19 protein-coding genes are annotated in these 19,012 nt (G+C 56.1%); 13 read left to right on the top strand and 6 right to left on the bottom strand.

Annotated elements, in window-relative coordinates:
* Positions 1-65: 65 nt before the first annotated feature.
* Complete coding sequence (locus F591_RS32585; RefSeq protein WP_245580974.1) at positions 66-212, bottom strand: GrpB family protein; 147 nt, start codon at positions 210-212, stop codon at positions 66-68.
* A gap of 522 nt (positions 213-734) precedes the next feature.
* Here F591_RS32585 and F591_RS0103835 point away from each other — a divergent pair.
* The 3 genes from F591_RS0103835 (at position 735) to aceA (ending at position 2,649) form a co-directional block, all read left to right on the top strand.
* On the top strand, positions 735-920 hold the full coding sequence (locus F591_RS0103835) for a hypothetical protein (protein ID WP_019533265.1): 186 nt from the start codon (positions 735-737) through the stop codon (positions 918-920).
* A 235-nt stretch (positions 921-1,155) separates the two neighbouring features.
* Complete coding sequence (locus tag F591_RS31195; RefSeq protein WP_019533264.1) at positions 1,156-1,332, top strand: hypothetical protein; 177 nt, start codon at positions 1,156-1,158, stop codon at positions 1,330-1,332.
* A gap of 39 nt (positions 1,333-1,371) precedes the next feature.
* Entirely contained in the window at positions 1,372-2,649 is a 1,278-nt protein-coding gene (aceA, locus tag F591_RS0103825) for an isocitrate lyase (RefSeq protein WP_019533263.1), read from the top strand.
* Here the strand turns inward: aceA and F591_RS31190 are convergent.
* Positions 2,639-2,797, bottom strand: a complete 159-nt coding sequence (locus F591_RS31190) for a hypothetical protein (protein ID WP_019533262.1) — start codon at positions 2,795-2,797, stop codon at positions 2,639-2,641. The genes aceA and F591_RS31190 overlap by 11 nt on opposite strands.
* 127 nt (positions 2,798-2,924) lie before the next feature.
* Here F591_RS31190 and F591_RS0103815 point away from each other — a divergent pair, with 127 nt between their 5' ends.
* The gene (locus tag F591_RS0103815; protein WP_019533261.1) at positions 2,925-4,253 is read left to right on the top strand and encodes a DRTGG domain-containing protein; all 1,329 of its coding nucleotides are present in this window, start codon (positions 2,925-2,927) and stop codon (positions 4,251-4,253) included.
* Positions 4,254-4,479: 226 nt separating this feature from the next.
* Here the strand turns inward: F591_RS0103815 and F591_RS0103810 are convergent, their stop codons facing one another.
* The gene (locus F591_RS0103810; RefSeq protein ID WP_019533260.1) at positions 4,480-6,471 is read right to left on the bottom strand and encodes a beta-galactosidase; all 1,992 of its coding nucleotides are present in this window, start codon (positions 6,469-6,471) and stop codon (positions 4,480-4,482) included.
* A 174-nt stretch (positions 6,472-6,645) separates the two neighbouring features.
* A complete protein-coding gene (locus F591_RS0103805) occupies positions 6,646-7,866 on the bottom strand; it encodes an MFS transporter (protein WP_019533259.1) in 1,221 nt (406 codons plus the stop codon).
* 530 nt (positions 7,867-8,396) lie between these two features.
* On the opposite strand from F591_RS0103805, the gene F591_RS0103800 reads away from it, so the two are divergent.
* The 8 genes from F591_RS0103800 (at position 8,397) to cyoD (ending at position 14,933) form a co-directional block, all read left to right on the top strand.
* Positions 8,397-8,822: an SRPBCC family protein gene (locus F591_RS0103800; RefSeq protein ID WP_040741012.1), complete on the top strand. Its 426-nt coding sequence runs from the start codon at positions 8,397-8,399 to the stop codon at positions 8,820-8,822.
* A 2-nt stretch (positions 8,823-8,824) separates the two neighbouring features.
* A complete protein-coding gene (locus tag F591_RS0103795; RefSeq protein ID WP_019533257.1) occupies positions 8,825-9,154 on the top strand; it encodes a metalloregulator ArsR/SmtB family transcription factor in 330 nt (109 codons plus the stop codon).
* A gap of 139 nt (positions 9,155-9,293) precedes the next feature.
* A complete protein-coding gene (locus F591_RS0103790; RefSeq protein WP_019533256.1) occupies positions 9,294-10,205 on the top strand; it encodes an SDR family oxidoreductase in 912 nt (303 codons plus the stop codon).
* Between the two features lie 213 nt (positions 10,206-10,418).
* Entirely contained in the window at positions 10,419-10,691 is a 273-nt protein-coding gene (locus F591_RS0103785; RefSeq protein ID WP_245580973.1) for a hypothetical protein, read from the top strand.
* Positions 10,692-10,988: 297 nt separating this feature from the next.
* Positions 10,989-11,981, top strand: coding sequence for a ubiquinol oxidase subunit II (cyoA, locus tag F591_RS0103780; protein WP_019533254.1), 993 nt, complete (start codon positions 10,989-10,991; stop codon positions 11,979-11,981).
* 24 nt (positions 11,982-12,005) lie between these two features.
* On the top strand, positions 12,006-13,970 hold the full coding sequence (locus F591_RS0103775) for a cbb3-type cytochrome c oxidase subunit I (RefSeq protein WP_019533253.1): 1,965 nt from the start codon (positions 12,006-12,008) through the stop codon (positions 13,968-13,970).
* Complete coding sequence (gene cyoC / locus F591_RS0103770) at positions 13,970-14,593, top strand: cytochrome o ubiquinol oxidase subunit III (protein WP_019533252.1); 624 nt, start codon at positions 13,970-13,972, stop codon at positions 14,591-14,593. The genes F591_RS0103775 and cyoC overlap by 1 nt, the downstream gene beginning before the upstream one ends.
* A gap of 1 nt (position 14,594) precedes the next feature.
* Positions 14,595-14,933 (top strand): cytochrome o ubiquinol oxidase subunit IV, encoded by a 339-nt coding sequence (gene cyoD, locus F591_RS0103765; RefSeq protein ID WP_019533251.1) that lies wholly within the window; start codon positions 14,595-14,597, stop codon positions 14,931-14,933.
* A 352-nt stretch (positions 14,934-15,285) separates the two neighbouring features.
* Here the strand turns inward: cyoD and F591_RS0103760 are convergent, their stop codons facing one another.
* The gene (locus tag F591_RS0103760) at positions 15,286-16,593 is read right to left on the bottom strand and encodes an ABC transporter substrate-binding protein (RefSeq protein WP_019533250.1); all 1,308 of its coding nucleotides are present in this window, start codon (positions 16,591-16,593) and stop codon (positions 15,286-15,288) included.
* A gap of 441 nt (positions 16,594-17,034) precedes the next feature.
* Positions 17,035-17,232, bottom strand: a complete 198-nt coding sequence (locus F591_RS0103755) for a hypothetical protein (RefSeq protein ID WP_019533249.1) — start codon at positions 17,230-17,232, stop codon at positions 17,035-17,037.
* Between the two features lie 345 nt (positions 17,233-17,577).
* Between F591_RS0103755 and F591_RS0103750 the strand changes: the two genes are divergently transcribed.
* Positions 17,578-18,774 carry an oxalate decarboxylase family bicupin gene (locus tag F591_RS0103750; protein ID WP_019533248.1) on the top strand — a complete coding sequence of 399 codons (1,197 nt, stop codon included), beginning with the start codon at positions 17,578-17,580 and terminating at the stop codon, positions 18,772-18,774.
* Positions 18,775-19,012 lie beyond the last annotated feature (238 nt).

Here is a 19,012-nt window from a genome sequence, read left to right as displayed (position 1 = left end):
GCGCTTTAGTTCTGTAAAGGTTTTCCTCTTACCGACTGCGTTTGCTCTCTCCATAATTTCCTGTACTATTGAATCTTTGGCATCAGATTCGATCTCAGCCAATTGCGAACTCGTAACATTCGCTCAATCTCTGGCGAGTCTTGACCAAATACGTGTAAGTTAATATCGGTGTCGGGGCCTTTAAACAGCCGGTGCTCAAACCAATCCTTCACCGCGCGCTACTCCCAGCGCGCGGTTTGCCGCATGGTGGCGGTCAACCACGGTTCTCGAATACGTAAAGTGCAGTTAAACCTGGCACTGAAGCGGAGCCAACCTGCTCCAACTGAACTGCTTTTTTACCGAATAATGACCCCTGAACTCCCCGTTAAGTGTTCGATTCCCGCGTTAGCGCTGCCCTCCCCGGGCGCATTAGGCAGTTCGCTCCCCGATCGTCAGGCTGTCCCCCTCAGAGCGGCTCATGAAGCGACGTATCCTGCAAAAAAAGCCACATTTTCAGCCTCCTTCGTTCAAGAAGAAGGGGGCTGTTGTATTTTCCGGGATGCACCCCCATGGAAATCAACCTCGAGCCCCCCTTGCACCTGAGGAACCAAACTCTCCGCGCATTCGCAAATTATTATATAACAATAAAATAAAATAAAAAAAATATATTGAAATAAAAGTAACAGTGTGTATAATTTATAAATAAAATTATATTGTATTATTACAGAGTGATACAATTCAAAGGAGCGATGAAAATGAACGGGACGGCAGCAGCGGTAAAATGGCAATGGGAAGATGCGCCGGGCGATGACAGCTTCGAGAGGCTCGGCAGCAGGGCGGCGGGGGAGCACGACGAATGCGGAGGAACGGCCTTCTATTCGCTGTCCCCGGTTCATCAGGCCCTGTATTATTGCTTTCTCCCCGAGATCAGCAGCGAATAATCGAGTGAAGCGAAGCGGGAACCCGCCGTCGATCCGGCGGGTTTTTTGCTGCCTGGATTGATTGAAGCGAATGCGGCGGCCTTGATCAATGAGCCGTATTTTTTGTGGACAGCCTTCTTTAATGTTATACAACAAATAAAATATAAAAATAACTGTTGCACAACAACAAATATATATTATATAATAAATAAAGAAAATTAATTATTATATAACAATGAAGATTGGAGGAAGAACGATGGATTGCCCTGCATGTCACGGAAACGGCGAATTGGACACTTCCCGCGGCAGCGAGGATCATCGCCGAATGGAGAAGGAGACTTTGCAACAAGAGACCGTACGTACCGAGCACGACCGGATCGTCTGGCCGTATGCTTGTCCGGTTTGCGGCGGCACCGGGTATTTGGAGCAATAATCCGATTTTTCAATCCCATTGGAGAGGAAGATGAAGAATATGGATCAACAACGTCAGCTCGAACAATTGAGGGAACATTGGAAGTCCCCGCGGTTTCAAGGCATTCGCCGTCCATACTCGGCGGAGGATGTAATGCGGCTGCGCGGTACGGTGCTCGTCGAGCATACACTGGCCGCGCTTGGGGCCGAGAAGCTGTGGAAGCTGGTCAACACGGAGGATTACGTGGCGGCGCTCGGCGCTTTGACCGGCAATCAGGCCGTTCAGCAGGCCAAGGCAGGTCTCAAAGCGATCTACCTCAGCGGCTGGCAGGTAGCGGCAGATGCCAACTTATCCGGTCAGATGTATCCCGACCAGAGCCTGTATCCGGCCAACAGCGTGCCGCACGTCGTTAAGCGGATCAATCAGGCGCTGCAGCGCGCCGACCAGATTCAGCGGGTCGAGGGCCAAGGCGAGATCGATTTTTATTTGCCGATCGTTGCCGACGCCGAGGCCGGATTTGGCGGGCCGCTGAACGTATTCGAGCTGATGAAGGCGATGATCGAAGCCGGCGCCGCGGCCGTTCACTTCGAGGACCAGCTGTCCTCGGAGAAAAAATGCGGGCATCTCGGAGGCAAGGTGCTGCTGCCGACGCAGCAGGCCGTTCGCCATCTCGTCGCTGCCAGACTCGCCGCCGACGTCATGGGCGTTGATACGGTGCTGATTGCGAGGACGGATGCGAACGGGGCCCGGCTGCTGACGAGCGATATCGATCCGAACGACCGCCCGTTTCTCACCGGACAAAGGTCGCCGGAAGGCTTTTACTACGTGAATGCGGGGCTGGATCAAGCCATTTCGCGCGGTCTTGCCTATGCTCCTTATGCCGACATGATCTGGTGCGAGACGTCGGAGCCCAATCTCGAGGAAGCGCGCCGGTTCGCCGAAGCGATTCATGCCGAGTTCCCGGGCAAGCTGCTCGCTTATAACTGCTCGCCGTCCTTCAACTGGAAGAAGAAGCTGGACGATCGGACCATTGCCGAATTCCAGCGGGAAATCGGGCGGATGGGCTACAAGTTCCAATTCGTCACTCTGGCCGGCTTCCACGCTCTCAACCACAGCATGTTCGAGCTGGCCTACGATTACAGACGTCGCGGAATGGCCGCCTACTCCGACTTCCAGCAGTCCGAGTTTGCCAGCGAAGCGCGCGGCTACGAAGCGACCCGCCATCAGCGCGAGGTCGGCACAGGGTATTTCGATGAAGTGTCATTGGTCATCTCGGGAGGGAATTCCTCGACAACAGCGCTTGCCGGTTCGACGGAGCAGGAGCAGTTCACGCATTGATTCGAGACGGATGAAACCGATCCAGCAGAAGCTGCGGCAGCGCCCCGGCGGAAGGCACGTCGGAAGACCGCCTGCTCAGGGCGCGGCTGTCGCCCTGCTTGCCCGGATTGCCCTGTCCCCGGAGCTCGAGAACCTTCTTACCCTGCAAGGCTATCGTTATCTCCCAAAGCAACGCATAAAGCCTCGAAAAACAGCACCGGCCGCGGTGCTGTTTTTTTTACCCCTGCCGGTTTATAATGTTTGAAACAGGATATAACAATTCGAGGTGTAGCCTAATGCAGGCAGGGAATTCGGAGCTCCAAACGAAGTACGAGAAGATCACCCAATATATCGAGTCCCTCAAGGTCGGTACCCGCTTGTCCGTCCGGCAGATCGCCCAGGACCTGGACGTCAGCGAAGGAACGGCCTACCGGGCGATCAAGGAAGCGGAGAACCTGGGGCTTGTCAGCACGAAGCGGCGGCTCGGGACGATCCGGGTGGAGAAGAAGGAAGAGCATCAGATCGACAAATTGACGTTTGCCGAAATTGTGAACGTCGTCGAAGGTGTGGTGCTCGGCGGCGCGGCAGGTCTGAACAAGACGCTCAACAAATTCGTGATCGGCGCCATGCAATTGGAGGCGATGATCAAATACATCGAGCCCGACAACCTGCTGATCGTCGGCAACCGGGTTCAGGCGCATATGTGCGCATTGGGGCAAGGAGCGGGCGTGCTCATTACCGGCGGCTTCGATACGACGCCTGAGGTGAAGGAGCTTGCCGACGAGCTGGCTCTTCCCATTATCGGCAGTTCGTACGATACGTTCACCGTGGCGGCGATGATTAACCGCGCGATCGAGGACAGGCTGATCAAGAAGCAGATTATGCGGGTGGAGGACCTCATCCGGAAGGAAGCGCCCGTGTATTCATTGAAGGAAAATAATACGGTTAAAGATATGCAAAAGCTGGTGGAGGAAACAACGCACACCCGTTATCCCGTCATCGACGACGACCAAAGACCGGTGGGCATGATCACCACCAAAGACATTATCGGCATGGAGCCCGGCCAATCGATCGGCTCGCTCATGACCCCGAACCCGCTGACGATCAGCGTCCAAGCCTCGGTAGCCTCCGCAGGCCATATGATGATTTGGGAAGGCATCGAGCTGCTTCCCGTCGTAGGCTCGGACCAGCGGATGATCAGCGTGATCAGCCGCAAGGACGTCATGAAGGCAATGCAGCTCATGCAGAAGCAGCCGCAGCACGGGGAGACGTTCGAGCATCAAATCTGGTCCGGCTTCGAAGAGCTGAGGGATCGCGAAGGCAAGCTTTTCTTCCGGGGGAAAATTACCGCGCCCATGACCAATTTCGAAGGGATTATCTCCGAGGGCGTGTTGTCTACGTTAATGATTCGCGCGGCCTACCGTTCGGTTCAGGAGCATAAGAAGGGCGATCTGATCGTAGACAGCTCCGCTCATTATTTTCTGGTGCCGCTGCAGATCGACGACGAAATCGACATTGTGCCTGTTATCATCGAAATAAGCCGGCGGTTCTGCAAAATCGATATCGAAATGACCCGCAAAGGCGCGCGCGTCGCCAGGGGGATGCTCACAGCCCGGATCTTGTAATAAAATCGGCCCAGCCTCTCAAAAAGCGGCAATTGTCCCCCGGATTGTTGCGCAAAACGGCGACATTTATTTTGACTAAGCCAGTAAAAAAGGCGCTCTCCAGCAGCATGAAGCTGCCAAAGCAGCGCCTTAAGCACTTGTTTGAATGAACTATAACCGTTCCCGATTCTGGAGCGGCATAAGCTGAGCGGCTTTCATATGGGCGATTCCGAAATGATCGAACCGATTATTGGTCCTCGAAACGGATGACCCGATATTCGTATTTGCCGACTGCAAGCGCGCCCTGCGGTACAGGCTGCTGCGTGATGGCGTCGATGCCGTCCTCGGGGAGCGTGACGGTGCCGCCTTGGCCGTCCATGTTGACGATAACCCAGAGGCGGTATCCGCTGCCTTGCCGCGGAGCGACCACGGTGCCCGGCGTTACGTCCGTGCGGAGCGCCACATTGGCCTCCCGGGCGTAATGGTCGATCAGCGCCCGCAGCATCGCGCTGCCTTCATCGCCTGCAGGCATGGAGCCGAGCATGACGATTTTGCCGGCGCCGCGGCGGCATTCGGTAATGAACGCTTTGCCCGGCGTCAAGCCTTCGCGGATAACGCCGACCGCCGCGGCCTCCTTCGGCTCGAACACGGCGCTCCACAAGCTGAGCGGCGCTTCGGTGCCGAACGCTTCGCCGATCGTCCCGGTGCCGTCCATCGGGTACGTGAACAGCGTCTCGACGCCGGCCCTGCGCTCCAGCTCGCCGAGAGCGGCATCCGTATGCACCGTATGATGCTCCGTACGGCCGCCGGTCAGCGGACCGACGATCCAGATGCCGCCCTGCTCGACGAATCGGCATGCCCGATCGATATATTCCTCGGACAAATAATGAAGGAACGGGGTGAACAGCAGCTTGTACCCGTCCAGCTCCGCACCTTCAGGGATGAAGTCGCGGTGAATGCCCATCGCCAGGAAATGCTCATAGAAGGACGTAACGAGACCGCGATGATTCAGCTTGCGGTGCGGCTCCGTCTTCAGGAACGCCTTGGCCCGGTCCGAATAAGTGATAGCGACCTCCGCCTGGGCGGCCTCGGTTGGGGTGAGCACAGGCTCGAGCTGCCGTCTCGCCTGCTCCACCTCCAGCACATTCGCATATCCGACCGTCGGCTTGCCCCAGGCGCTGATGACGGAGCCGTGGGGCTGCTCGCAGCCGGCGCGCTGCTGTCGCCAGAGCCAGTAGCAGAACGCTTCCGCCCCCAAGCCGTAGGCCGCTACCGCTTCCGCTTTCAAATAGCCGTTCGGGTGAGGAAGCGCGTAGCTTTCCAGCGAGGCGCTGAACGACGGGCTCGTCTCCATAATCCAGAACGGTCTGCCTTTCTTGAAATTGCGGAAAATATCGCAGTTGATCAAGTACGCAGGCGTATTGTTGAAATTGGCATACGTATCAAACGACGCGAAATCGAGATTCCGGAACAGCCGCTCGTTATCCACATGAAAGGCGATGCTGCTGTTGTGGGTGATGGGCGCTTTGGAATATTGGCGGATGATCGCCGCCTGCCCGTCCGAAAACTCGGCGATCTTTTCCATAGAGAACAGCTGGTACATCGTCTTGAGGGACGAATTGTGCAGGAACGGGGCCGGTCCCGGCTGCGGCACCTGCTCGAAGCTGTGGTAATATTCGCTCCAAATTTGCGTTCCCCAGGCGTCGTTCAGCCGCTCGATCGTTCCGTAGCGCTCCTTCAGCCATTCGTGCCATAACCCTTTGCACGTTTCGCACATGCATTCGGAGACGTGCGCCTTGAATTCGTTGTCGATCTGCCAGCCGATGACGCCGGGCAGATGGCCGACCGCCTTAGCGATATGCTCCGTAATGATGTAGGCCCTTTCCCTGAAATAGGGGTTGTTCGTGCAGGCGTGCTGCCGCGAGCCGTGACCCATGACGGTCAGCTCCTCGTCGACGTACAAGCGTTCCGGGTGAGCGTGGGACATCCAGATCGGCGGCGTCGGCGTCGGCGTGCACATGATCGTCTCGATGCCGTTCTCGTACAGCTTGTTGATGATCTCCACGAAGAAGCTGATGTCGATTTTGCCTTCCTCCGGCTCCATGGTCGACCAGGCGAATTCCCCGATCCGGACGACGTTGATCCCTGTTTCCTTCATGATGCGGATATCTTGCTTAAGCACCTCGGCATCCCACAATTCAGGATAAAACGCGGCGCCGTGATACAGCTTTTGACCCATTTGCCATCTCCCCAGCCTGTAGTATTTTGTCATCAAAGTTAACCTAAAGTTAACCTATGAGCAGGCTTGTGAGCAATAACAATCTTTTGACCGGGCCTATCACTATTTTGCAATGCTTGGACGATCTTGACCGTGCCGCCATTGACCGTGCCGCCGCCGGTGCAGCGGCCTCAGTCAGGCGTTCAGCGCCTCGTCGCGGGGCAGCAGGAGCGCCAGGAGGCCCAGCAGCGGCAGGAAGGCGCACAGGTTCATGATGAACGCGATGCTGGTGGCGTCGGCGATCGTGCCGAGCACGGCGGAGCCGAGACCGCCGATGCCGAAGGCGAGCCCGAAGAACAGGCCGGAGACGAGGCCGACTTTGCCGGGAAGCAGCTCCTGCGCATAGACGACGATGATCGAAAAGGCCGACGACAGGACGAAGCCGGCGCAGACGCACAGCACCCCTGACCAGAACAGGCTCGCGTGCGGCAGCAGCAAGGAGAACGGAGCGGTGCCGACAATCGACAGCCAAATGATGTTCCGCCGCCCGTAGCGGTCGGCCAGCGGACCGCCGAAGAACGTTCCCGCCGCGGAGGCGACGAGGAAGGCGAACAAAAACAGTTGGGCCCGCTCGACGGACACGCCGTAATCCTCGATCAAATAAAAGGAATAAAAGCTCGTAATGCTGGAAATATAAACATGTTTCGAGAACACGAGAAATACGAGAATGGATACGGCGGCGACGACTTGACCCCGCGTCAGCCGGCCGGCGGCTTCTTGGATCGCGGAGGCCGCGCGCTTCTTGCGCGGGACGATGTCCTGGCGGCTGTACCATCTCGCGACATAATATTGCAGCACTATCGCCGTGAGCGCGGCAAACGTAAACCACAGGACGCCGATCTGCCCGAGCGGCACGAAGATAAGCGCCGTCATTACCGGCCCGAGCGAGCTGCCGATGTTGCCGCCGACCTGGAAGATCGACTGGGCCAGCCCCCGCTTGCCGCCTGCGGCCAAATACGCGACGCGGGACGATTCCGGGTGAAAAACGGCCGAGCCAATGCCCATCGCAATGACGGCGCACAGAATGACGCCGAAGCTGGGGGCGAGCGCCAGCGTGACGATGCCAAGCAGCGTGAAGCAGACGCCGACAGGCAAAATATAAGGCCGCGGCCGTATATCCGCATACAGCCCGACGGCCGGCTGCAGGAACGAAGCCGTAATATTCATGGCAAAAGCGATCAGACCGATCTGCGTGTAGGTGAGCGCGAGCGAGTCCTTCAAAATCGGAAACAACGCGGAGATGGTCGATTGCATCGAATCGTTCAGCAGATGGACGATGCTGATGGCAAATAAAATCGGATAAACGGTATGCTTGTTTGCGCTTGGCGCTGTGACAGATGCTGCCGGTTGGGCCATGGCGCATGCCTCCCTTGCTGTTAACTGTGAAATGCCGGTACCGGATAAAAGTCCATTCAGCGATTATAGCACGGATCAAAGCCAAGTCAATATAAAAATAGGAAGAAAAATAGACACCTATGACGAACGATTCCTTTCGCCATCGGTCGTCGCCTGCGGTGCCCAAAATTCGCCGGAGGGTTCCGTCCAATTTTTCAAGATAGACGCCTATGACGAGCGATTCCTGTCGCCATCGGTCGTCACCTTCAGTGTTGAAATTTTGTCGGCGTATACCGCCAAATTTTCAAGATAGGAAGCAGGAATAAGAATAACTTCCGCTAACCCGCGGCTGCCTATCCTTGCAAGGGACGCCAGACAGGACGCCGGGAAGCGGAATGATGCGAACACCAGCTGGAAGACCGGCAAGCGAAATGATATGTGCGCGGTTGCAAAATGACACCTTTAGGTGTTATGATGAACATGTAACCGAAAGGTGTTATATAATAATGGTCAAACGACCGCATCTTCGTTGATCCCAAGGAGGAATTATCGTGTCAAATCAAGGACGATTGCCGGAAATTCGCAAAACCGTCGTGTTGAATGCGCCGATCGAAAAAGTGTGGCAGGCAGTGGCGACCTCGGAAGGGATCGCCGCCTGGTGGATGCCCAATACGTTCGAGCCTGTCGTCGGCCGCGAGTTCGTTCTGCATACCGGACATTTCGGCGATTCGCCGTGCAAAGTGACCGAGGTCGATCCGCCGTATCGACTTCGCTTTGATTGGGACAAGGATTGGAGCCTGACGTTCGAGCTGAAGCAGCTGGAGGAGGGCAAGACCGAGTTCACGCTGATTCATTCCGGCTGGGATGCGGACAAGAAGACGGCGTCCGGACAGCCGCATTCGGTCATTCGCGAGATCATGAACGGCGGCTGGGAAGGCATTGTCAAAGAAAATCTCGTCCAATACGTGGAGGCTTAACTTTGGCCGAACCAGCTGTAAGGCACGATGTCTTTCAGGCGATTGCCGACCCGACCCGCCGCAGCATGCTGAAGCTGCTGGCCGACAAGGAAATGCCGATCGCCGCCATCTCGCAATGCTTTCCGATGACACGCACGGCGGTCAACAAGCATCTGCACGTGCTGTCTGATGCCGGTCTCGTCAGCAGGAGGAAAGTCGGGAGGGAGACGAGGTACAGGCTGCGGCCGGAGCCTTTGGCCGAAATCAAGGAGTGGCTGGCCTTTTTCGACCAATATTGGGATGACAGGCTGGCTGCCCTCCAACGTTTCGTGGAAACGGACAGCGATGAATGAATGAGCGTCAATTGTCAATCGAACAAGCGTCAGGAATCGATCCTGGCGCTTTATTGTTTTCAGATATACGACAAGAGATGACATGTATCGCATCTATAATAATAATGTAGGCAAACTATTGATAAAGGAGACATGTCTCATGAAACCATTGGCTGGAAAAGTCGCCCTTGTCGCGGGAGCTACCCGCGGCGCAGGCCGGGCGATCGCGATAGAGTTGGGAGCCGCCGGGGCGACCGTGTACGTGACAGGTCGCACGACGCGCACTCAAGTATCGGAATACGGGCGACCGGAGACGATTGAAGAAACGGCCGAACTGGTCGATCAGGCCGGCGGACGCGGCATCGCGGTGCAGGTCGATCACCTGGAGCCTGGAAAGGTTCAAGCGCTTGTGACGCGGATCGATGAGGAGCAGGGAAGGCTGGATATTCTCGTCAACGATATTTGGGGAGGGGAACTGCTGGTCGACTGGCATAAGCCGGTATGGGAGCATTCGCTGGAAAATGGGCTGCGCATGCTGCGTCTGGCGCTCGACACGCATCTGATCACGAATCATTGCGCCATGCCGCTTCTGCTTCGAACCGGCGGCGGCCTCGTCGTCGAAATGACGGACGGAACGGCAGAATATAACGCGGCGAATTATCGGCTGTCCATGTTCTATGATTTGGCGAAGACGTCTGTCCTGCGTTTAGCTTGGGCGCTGGCGAAGGAGCTCGAGCCTTATGGGTGCACCGCTGTGGCGCTCACTCCCGGCTGGATGCGCTCGGAAATAATGCTGGAGACGTTCGGGGTAACGGAGGACAATTGGCGCGAGGCAGCTATCCGGGAGCCGCATTTTGTCATTTCCGAGTCGCCTCGCTTCACCGGACGAGCTGTAGCAGCGCTTGCCGCGGACCCTAACGTGCGCCGCTGGAACGGGCAGTCGCTCTCCAGCGGTCAGCTGGCCCGCATCTACGGCTTCACGGATCTGGACGGCTCGCAGCCGGATTGCTGGCGTTACATTGTAGAGGTGCAGGATGCGGGCAAGCCGGCGAATGCGGAAGGATATCGGTAACCGCGCAGCATCATTAGAATGCGCGAGAACGCGCGGCACCATTAGAAGATGAAGATGGACTGCGCACCTCGGGCCGTTTTCTCAATAATTTTGTCTAAATGTTGATTAATCTTTGTCCAAATGTTGATCAAATATTGAATAATTTATGAACAGGGTGTATACTATGGTTAAGAAACCCTTTTCATTGCAAGGTCAAACGGACAGAGGTGGTCAATGATGGCAACGAAGGCGACGCCGGTGAAGGCGGCCGGACGGGAAGAGAAGAATGGGCGCGAAGCGGCAAGGCTGTTCGGAGCGATGCATGCGATGGCCTGGATTGCGCTTGGCATAGGCGTGCTGCTGTGCCTGTCGAATATTCGCGATTTCAGCGATCAGAACCTGATGCTGATGATCGGCATCGGATTTTTGGTCGGCAGCGTTCATATTTATGTCATCGGCACGGCGATCCGGCTCGTTCATAAAGGAAAAGACGAAGCCGAGAGGTGAACGTGTCCCCGGGCGTTATCGTCAGGCGGAGCGCATTTCGTCGAATGATGTCGAAGATGGCGCGTCATTTTGGATCAACAAACCCTTGATAGCCAGAAGGCTTGTCAAGGGTTTTTGCGTTTTGGCGGCCTGACAAGACGTTATATTGACAAATCCGTGGCCAAATCTTTTCTAAATTACGACGGTTGCTTGAATGATTTGTTAACCTTATGGCACGGGTTATGGCGATAGTGATATGTTTAACATGTTAAAAGAATCACATAATCAAAAGCGATTTCGGAATAGGAGAGGAGAACGTTGAAACAAAAGCCTGCCTTCATGCGCCTGACTGCACTGCTGACACTTTTGCTGATGTCGGCTGCGCTGGCGGGATGCAGCGATCAGCTCATCGTCTTGGACCCGAAAGGTCCGATCGGAGAAGTGCAGCGGGATTTGATCGTGATCTCGACGCTGCTGTGCCTGATCGTCGTCGTTCCCGTGCTCCTGCTAGCTGCCTTCATCGTATGGCGATATCGGGATAAACCGGGACGCTCTGCGACCTATAAGCCGGATTGGGAGCACAGCACGAAGCTGGAGGCGATCTGGTGGGGAATTCCGATCCTCATCATCATCGCGCTCGGCTCGGTGACGGTGCACTATACTTACAAGCTGGAGCCTTCCCGGCCGATCGAATCCGCCAAGGAGCCGATTACGATTCAGGTCACCTCGCTCGACTGGAAATGGATGTTCAAATATCCCGAGCAAGGCATCGCAACGGTGAATTATGTGCAAATTCCGGAGGGCGTGCCGGTGAAATTCCAGCTTACATCGGACGCGCCGATGAACTCCTTCTGGATTCCGCAGCTCGGCGGACAGATGTATTCGATGTCCGGAATGGCTATGACGCTTTATTTGCAGGCTGACGAGCAGGGCGAGTATATCGGCATGGGCTCGAACTTCAGCGGCAAAGATTTTGGCCAAATGCGCTTTAACGTCAAAGCGACTTCGCAGGAGCAATTCGACGAATGGGTGCAGGAAGTGAAGTTGTCGGCGCCGGCCTTGACGATGGAAGGATACGAGAAGCTGGCCGAGCCGGGCGTTTCGAACCCGCAGGCTTTCTCATCTTTCCCGGAAGGGCTGTTCGATCGGATCGTTACGAAATATGCGGTCGGCGGTCATGCCCACGGCGGTCACAGCCACGGCGGCGCTGCGGCGCCGGAGAAAGGCGCTGACGCCGGGCGGAATGCCGATCAAGCGGCCGACGGACACTCAAGCGGGCATACCGGCGCAGGAGCGCACTCGAGACATTAACATCAGACGAAAGGAGGAGCCTGCGTGCTGGAGAAGATCAAGCAATTTGCATCGGAATTTTTCGTAACCGGCGATCCGCTCATTTACGGCGCAGATGTCGGTATCGCGCTGACATTGATCGCCATCGTCTTCGTGCTGACATATTTTAAAAAATGGCGCTGGCTCTGGAAAGAATGGCTGACTAGTGTCGACCATAAAAAAATCGGCATCATGTACATTATCGCCGCGATTCTCATGCTGTTTCGCGGCGGCGTCGACGCGCTGCTCATGCGGACGCAGCTTGCGCTGCCGGATACGCAGTTTTTGACGCCGGAGCATTACAATCAAATTTTCACGACGCACGGCGTCATCATGATTCTGTTTATGGCAATGCCGCTCATGTTCGGCTTGTTCAATATCGTCGTGCCGCTGCAGATCGGCGCGCGCGACGTGGCGTTTCCGTTCCTGAACTCGCTCAGCTTCTGGCTGTTCTTCTGGGGAGCGATGCTGTTCAACCTGTCGTTCGTTATCGGCGGATCTCCCGATGCGGGCTGGCTTGCCTATCCCCCTCTGTCCGAAAAGCAGTTCAATCCGGGGGTCGGACAGGACTTCTATATATGGGGGATTCAAATATCCGGTATCGGCAGCTTGATGACGGGAATCAACTTTATCGTGACGATCCTCAAAATGCGCGCGCCGGGCATGAAGCTGATGCAGATGCCGATGTTCAGCTGGTCCGTGCTGTCAAGCTGTATTATCATCATTTTTGCGTTCCCGATTTTGACGGTGACGCTGGCGCTGCTCTTCCTGGACCGGTTCGCCGGGGCGCATTTCTTCACCCTGGACGGCGGCGGCAACCCGATGATGTATATCAACCTGATCTGGATGTGGGGACACCCCGAGGTGTATATCGTCATTCTGCCTGCGTTCGGCATTTTCTCCGAGGTGGTGGCGACCTTCTCGAAGAAGCGGCTGTTCGGCTATAAATCGATGGTATTCGCCATGATCAGCATCAGCATCCTGTCGTTCTTCACATGGGCGCACCACTTCTTTACGATGGGCTCCGGCGCGGACGTCAACGCGTTCTTCGCGGTTACGACGATGGCGATCGCTATCCCGACCGGGGTGAAGGTGTTCAACTGGCTGTTCACGATGTATCGGGGCAAGCTGTCGTTCCCGACGCCGATGCTGTGGACGATCGCGTTCATTCCGTGCTTCGTCGTCGGCGGTATGACCGGGGTGCTGTTATCCGTCGCGCCGGCGGACTTTCAGTTCCATAACAGCTACTTCCTGATCGCGCACTTCCACCAGGTGCTGATCGGCGGCGTCGTGTTCGGTTATTTTGCAGGACTGTATTATTGGTGGCCGAAAATGTTCGGATTCAAGCTCGACGAACGGCTCGGCAAATGGGCGTTCTGGTTCTGGAATATCGGCTTCTATGTATGCTTCATGCCGCAGTATGCGCTCGGTCTGATGGGGATGACCCGCCGCGTGCCGAGCGGCTGGGATATGGGCTGGGGCCCGCTGAACGTCGTATCCACCGTCGGCGCGTTCCTGATGGGGATCGCCTTCATCTTCCAGGTGTGGCAGATTGCCTACAGCATTCGCCATCATCAGATGGAGAAGACGGGCGACGCATGGGACGGCCGCACGCCGGAATGGTCGATTCCGTCTCCCGCGCCGCTGTACAACTTCGCCAAGCTGCCGCAGGTCGACAGCCGCGACTACTGGTGGGAGCAGAAGCAGAAGTATGGCGGGAAGGTACCCGTTCCGCAGCCGCCGTTCGAGCCGATTCATATGCCGAAAAACTCGGGCATTCCGTTCATCAAGTCTATCTGCTGGTTCGTCGCCGGGTTCGGGTTCGTCTTCAACTGGATGTGGATGGCTATCCCGGGGCTGATCGGCGTGGCGATCTGCATGCTGGTGCGCTCGTTCCAGTATGATACGGATTATTACATTCCGGCGGAAGAAGTGGCGCGAACGGAAGCCGCGCTAAGGGGGACGGTCTGATGGCACAAGCAATTCAACCGGGTGCGCACGGGCACCACGGCTCACATGATCATCACGAGCATCACGATCAGGAATCGATGAAGACGTTCGGCTTCTGGATTTTCCTGATCACGGACTGCATTCTGTTCGCTACCTTGTTCGCGACGTATATCGTCCTGCGCGGCAATACGAACGGCGGTCCGACGCCGGAAGAGCTGTTCCAGATGCCCGGCATTATCGCCGAGACGTTCATTCTGCTCACGAGCAGCTTCACCAGCGGTCTGGCGGTGCTGGCGATGAACCGCGGCGACAAGAAGGGGCTCATCGGTTGGCTCGCCGTGACGGCGCTGCTCGGCATCTCGTTCGTCACGCTGGAAATTATCGAGTTCGTGCATATGGTGCATGAAGGCGCGACGATGCAGACGAGCGCGTTCCTGTCGGGCTTTTACACGCTCGTCGGCACACACGGGCTGCACGTGTCGCTCGGTCTCGTATGGATGATCGGGCTGATAATGCAGCTGAGCCGCCGCGGCATTACGCCAGTGACCGAGCGAAAGGTCAATGTGCTCAGCCTGTACTGGCACTTTCTCGACGTCGTCTGGATTTTCGTCTTCACGGTCGTTTACTTGATGGGGGTGATGTAAGATGAGTCGATCGAACGCATCCGCACATGGCGCCGGCGGCGGGCATCGCGGCCACGGCTCCTTGAAGTCGTATACGATCGGGTTTCTTCTCTCCATCGTTCTCACGATCATCCCGCTCGTCGTCGTGCTAAACGGCATGATGGGCAGAACGGCGACGATCGTGCTGATCATGGCGATGGCTGTGCTGCAGTTTGTCGTGCAGCTCGTCTTCTTCATGCACTTGAAGGAAGAAGATTCGCCGCGCTGGAACCTGATGACCTTGATCCTCGGTCTGGTCATCGTGCTGACGATCGTCGCCGGCTCGATCTGGATCATGACTTACAATCAGGTGGCTCATTAAACATTAATAGCGGTAAATAAGAAACAGAGGGGCGATCCCTCTGTTTTTTGTTGGATCAAAAGACGACCGATGAGGAAAGGACTCGTCGCTATAGGGCGTCTAAAGCATCTTACCGGGTACAAAAGCGACTCCGACTCTATAAGCATGTCAGCGAATGTTGTATTTTATACACAAAAACCGGGGGAATGAACCACATTCGCGGATCAATAATGTATAAAGTGCAACATTTCGGGCGATTTTCCTCGATTTGAAGCCGATCGATCCTGAATTATTGTACGAATTACAACATTCGCCACTCTTTTTTGCACAGGATAGAAAAATGTTGTACTTTTTGCAGGATTCATCACCGGAATTACTTCGATTCCTCCGCGATTTTCTTGTTGATCAGATCATCGGCTTCCCGCAGAATCGTATTGGCGTCAGTGCGGTTCAGCACCATTTTTTTGAACTGCGAACGAAGAATCGAGTAAGCGGATGCGTCGTATTTCGTGATCGACGGCGGCGGGCTGGCCGGCTCGTTTTTTATAAATCCGAGGCGGTTGCGGTCCTTCAGCACCTCGACGTTCGTGCCGAATTGCTCCATAATTTGTTTGCTGTCCAGCACCGTCGTGTTGCCGTTCTTCGAAATCAGCGTCTGCGCTTCGTCGGACAGCATGGCGGATAGCGCCAGGAACGCCTGCTCCTTATGCTTGCTCGTCGTCGTCAAGATCCGGATGCCGCCGTCGACCTGCGTCGTAATGCCGGGGGCCTCGGGGAAGGCGGGAAGCGTGACCATATCGAAATTCAGCCCGTCCTTCACGGCATCGGGCAGCCTCGAGAAAATGGAGCTCGTCACATACATCGCCAGCGTTTTGTCCTTTAAGAAGACGTCGAGGCTTTTGCCGTACGTCTTGTCGCTCACCTCGTTGCCGGGTATCGTGTAAAACCTTGCGTAATTCTCGAACAGCTTTTTCCACGGCTCATTATTCACGATCGCCTTATTCGACCCGGCGTCCACGACGCCGAGGGACAGCTGATTGGCCGCGAACTGGAAGGAGTCCTGAAAGTCGAAGCCGCGGTACTGCACGCCGCCGTCCATTTTCGTCACCTGCTTGGCCAGCTCGTACACTTCATCCCACGTCATGCCGTCTTTCGGATACGCCACGCCGAACCGGTCAAAAATATCTTTGTTGTAATACAGCATAACTACGTTGCCGGAGATCGGCAGGCCGAGCAGCCTGTCATCGCCCGACGCCTTGCGCACCGTATCGAGCACGACCGGGCGGATTCGGCCGAGGTCCATGTTGTGGGCCTTGATGTAAGGGGTTAAATCCTCCGTCAAGTTCAAATCCTCGTATTTGGGGATCGATGCAATCGTATCGTTGATGATGTCCGGAACTTCGTCCGTAGCGATGAGGTCCGGAATTTTTTTGTCCGTTGTGACCAGCTTCATGTCGATGTGCGGGTATTTGAGCTTGACAGGCTCGGCGACGAGCTTTTGAAACAGCTCCTCGGACATGCTGGCCCACATCGTTAAAGTGACCGGAGTCGTATCCACACGATTGACCCCGGTGTCCGTCGCTCCCTCCGAATTCGCAGCTTCCTGCGAGCAGCCCCCTGCCAATGCCGCCGTTAAAGCGCCCCCAAGCGCCGCAATTCCGATCTTGCGCCAATGTTTCATTCGCACGCCCCTCCTGGAATGATTTGAAACAATTCAGAAACGTTTCATGGATATCATCATAATATGAATCCGCTTACATATCAATATGCAATTTTTAAAAAGACGGAAAACCTCGGCGGTCAAGGGTGAAGCGGACAGAGCGATCCTGTAGGAGGGAAAGGCGGCTTGCGTATCTGGATATCAGGCGCCGGAACATGTGCCGGAGTGAGGTGAGAAGGACGTGCTTAGAAAAGGGATGGCAAAGCGACAACTGAGAGTACAATGGGGAGATCTTCTGCTTGTTACTTGCCCGACAAATAACGCGGACATTTGGTGAACGCGGACGTATGGTAACGGAAGATCCAGCGGATGGAGGCTAACCGACAAGGCCAAGGCCTGCTGCAGCTCGGGTACGATGACGCACGCCCTCATTGTTCCTCTATCCCGGGGAAGGAACGTTAACTATGAGAGCGGCTCGTCCGAACCGGGGCGGCGCGTCTCGCGGATGCGGATCGGCTTGCGGATTTCGGCATATTTTTCGTCGATATCCCGGGCGATCGATTCCAGGATGTGCAGCGCTTCTTTGTGCACGCTGTCGTTGCCCATCGAGCGGATCAGGGATTGCAAATGGGCCAGACGCGTTTTGGTCACGAACCTCATGGCGGATTACCTCGGTTAGGATGGTTGTCGATTCTCCATACCATTCGCGCTTCCGGTTCGGTTTGTGACGCCTTGCTTCCGGTGAAGCGCTGCGGGGCGGAGATTTTTCGTTGTTTAGGAAATTATGCGAAGCTAATCGCTGTGGATAACAGGGGTTCCCCCACGAGGAGCCTGAATAAGCTGCGAAGCAGTATGTCATTTCTGGGGGGTTCATTAACAGCAGCAATTGTGGTCTAATAACGGCTTCATGACAGCAAAAAATGTAATATTCTAGAAGCTGTATCATACAAATAGGGGGATCACTGCCAACAGACCGGACTATTTCAAAAACGAGGTGAGCGTTTCATGGATATGCAATCTTCGGGCCGCCCTGACCGGTTCTACGTGCCGCAGCCGATTCGCAGCGACGGCGACGGCGCGACCGACCCCGGGCCGCGGGATGTGCTGCGCGACCTGGAAAATCCCGATTTGCTCGTGCCGCCGCCGACCGATGCCGGGACAATTCCCAACCTGAAATTTTCATTCTCGGACACGCATATGCGGCTTGAGCCGGGAGGCTGGTCGCGGGAGGTGACGGCGCGGGAGCTGCCGATCGCGACGACGCTTGCGGGCGTCAACATGCGGCTGACGCCGGGCGGCGTGCGGGAGCTGCACTGGCATCAGCAGGCCGAGTGGTCGATCATGCTGCTCGGGCGGGCGCGCATTACCGCCGTCGATCAGAACGGGCGCAATTTCATCGCCGATGTCAGGGCGGGCGATCTGTGGTATTTCCCGCCGGGCATTCCGCATTCGATTCAAGGGCTAGAGGAAGGCTGCGAGTTTTTGCTCGTCTTTGACGACGGGAACTTCTCCGATAACAATACGTTTTCGATTTCCGACTGGTTCGCGCATACGCCGAGGGACGTGCTGTCGGCTAATTTCGGCGTGCCGGAAAGCGCCTTTGTCCATATCCCCGGGAAAGAACGATATATGTTCCAGACCGCGGTTCCCGGGCCCATTGAGGCCCAGCAAGTTCCGGATCCGCAAGGGACAGTGCCGCAAAGCTTCGCCTACCGGATGTTCGCGCAGGAGCCGATTCGCACTTCCGGCGGCACGGTGCGGATCGTCGATTCGCGGAATTTTCCGGTGACGACGATTGCAGCTGCACTGGTGGAGATTGAGCCGGGCGGGATGAGGGAGATGCACTGGCATCCGAACAACGACGAGTGGCAGTATTATTTGGCAGGGCAGGGCCGCATGACGGCGTTTGCCGCGCGCGGCGCAGCCCGCACCTTCGATTTCCGGGCTGGCGACGTCGGATATGTCCCGTTCGCCTTCGGCCATTATATCCAGAACACGGGAACGGTGCCGCTGTGGTTTCTGGAGATATTCAAGAGCGACATTTTCGCCGACGTGTCGCTGAACCAGTGGATGGCGCTGACTCCGCGCGAGATGGTGGCAGACACGCTGCATGTCGGGCCCGAGCTGATGAACGCGCTGAACAAGAAGAAGCAGCCTGTCGTCAAATACGGAAGTTACGGCGGTGCCAAGGGAAAACGATGAGCGGGAGGGGAAGGGGCGGCTTCGGGCGGAAGCGGCCCCTTTCTATATAAGTTGAACATATGTTTTCAGCCAGGGCCGCCATGTGACATTGTTCTTCCGATCGCTGTAGTTCCCGGATTTCCTGATTTCAATCGTAGAGGCAGAAATCCGGGAACAAAGGCGAACGCTTCGCTTCTCCAGAACATGTCACACTTTGGCCAAGCCGTGCTGATCCGATCCAGCCCCCAGCTCGAACTCA

The sequence above is a fragment of the Paenibacillus ginsengihumi DSM 21568 genome (assembly GCF_000380965.1).
Classification (GTDB): Bacteria; Bacillota; Bacilli; order Paenibacillales; family NBRC-103111; genus Paenibacillus_G; species Paenibacillus_G ginsengihumi.
This window is presented reverse-complemented; position numbering and strand designations above follow the sequence as displayed.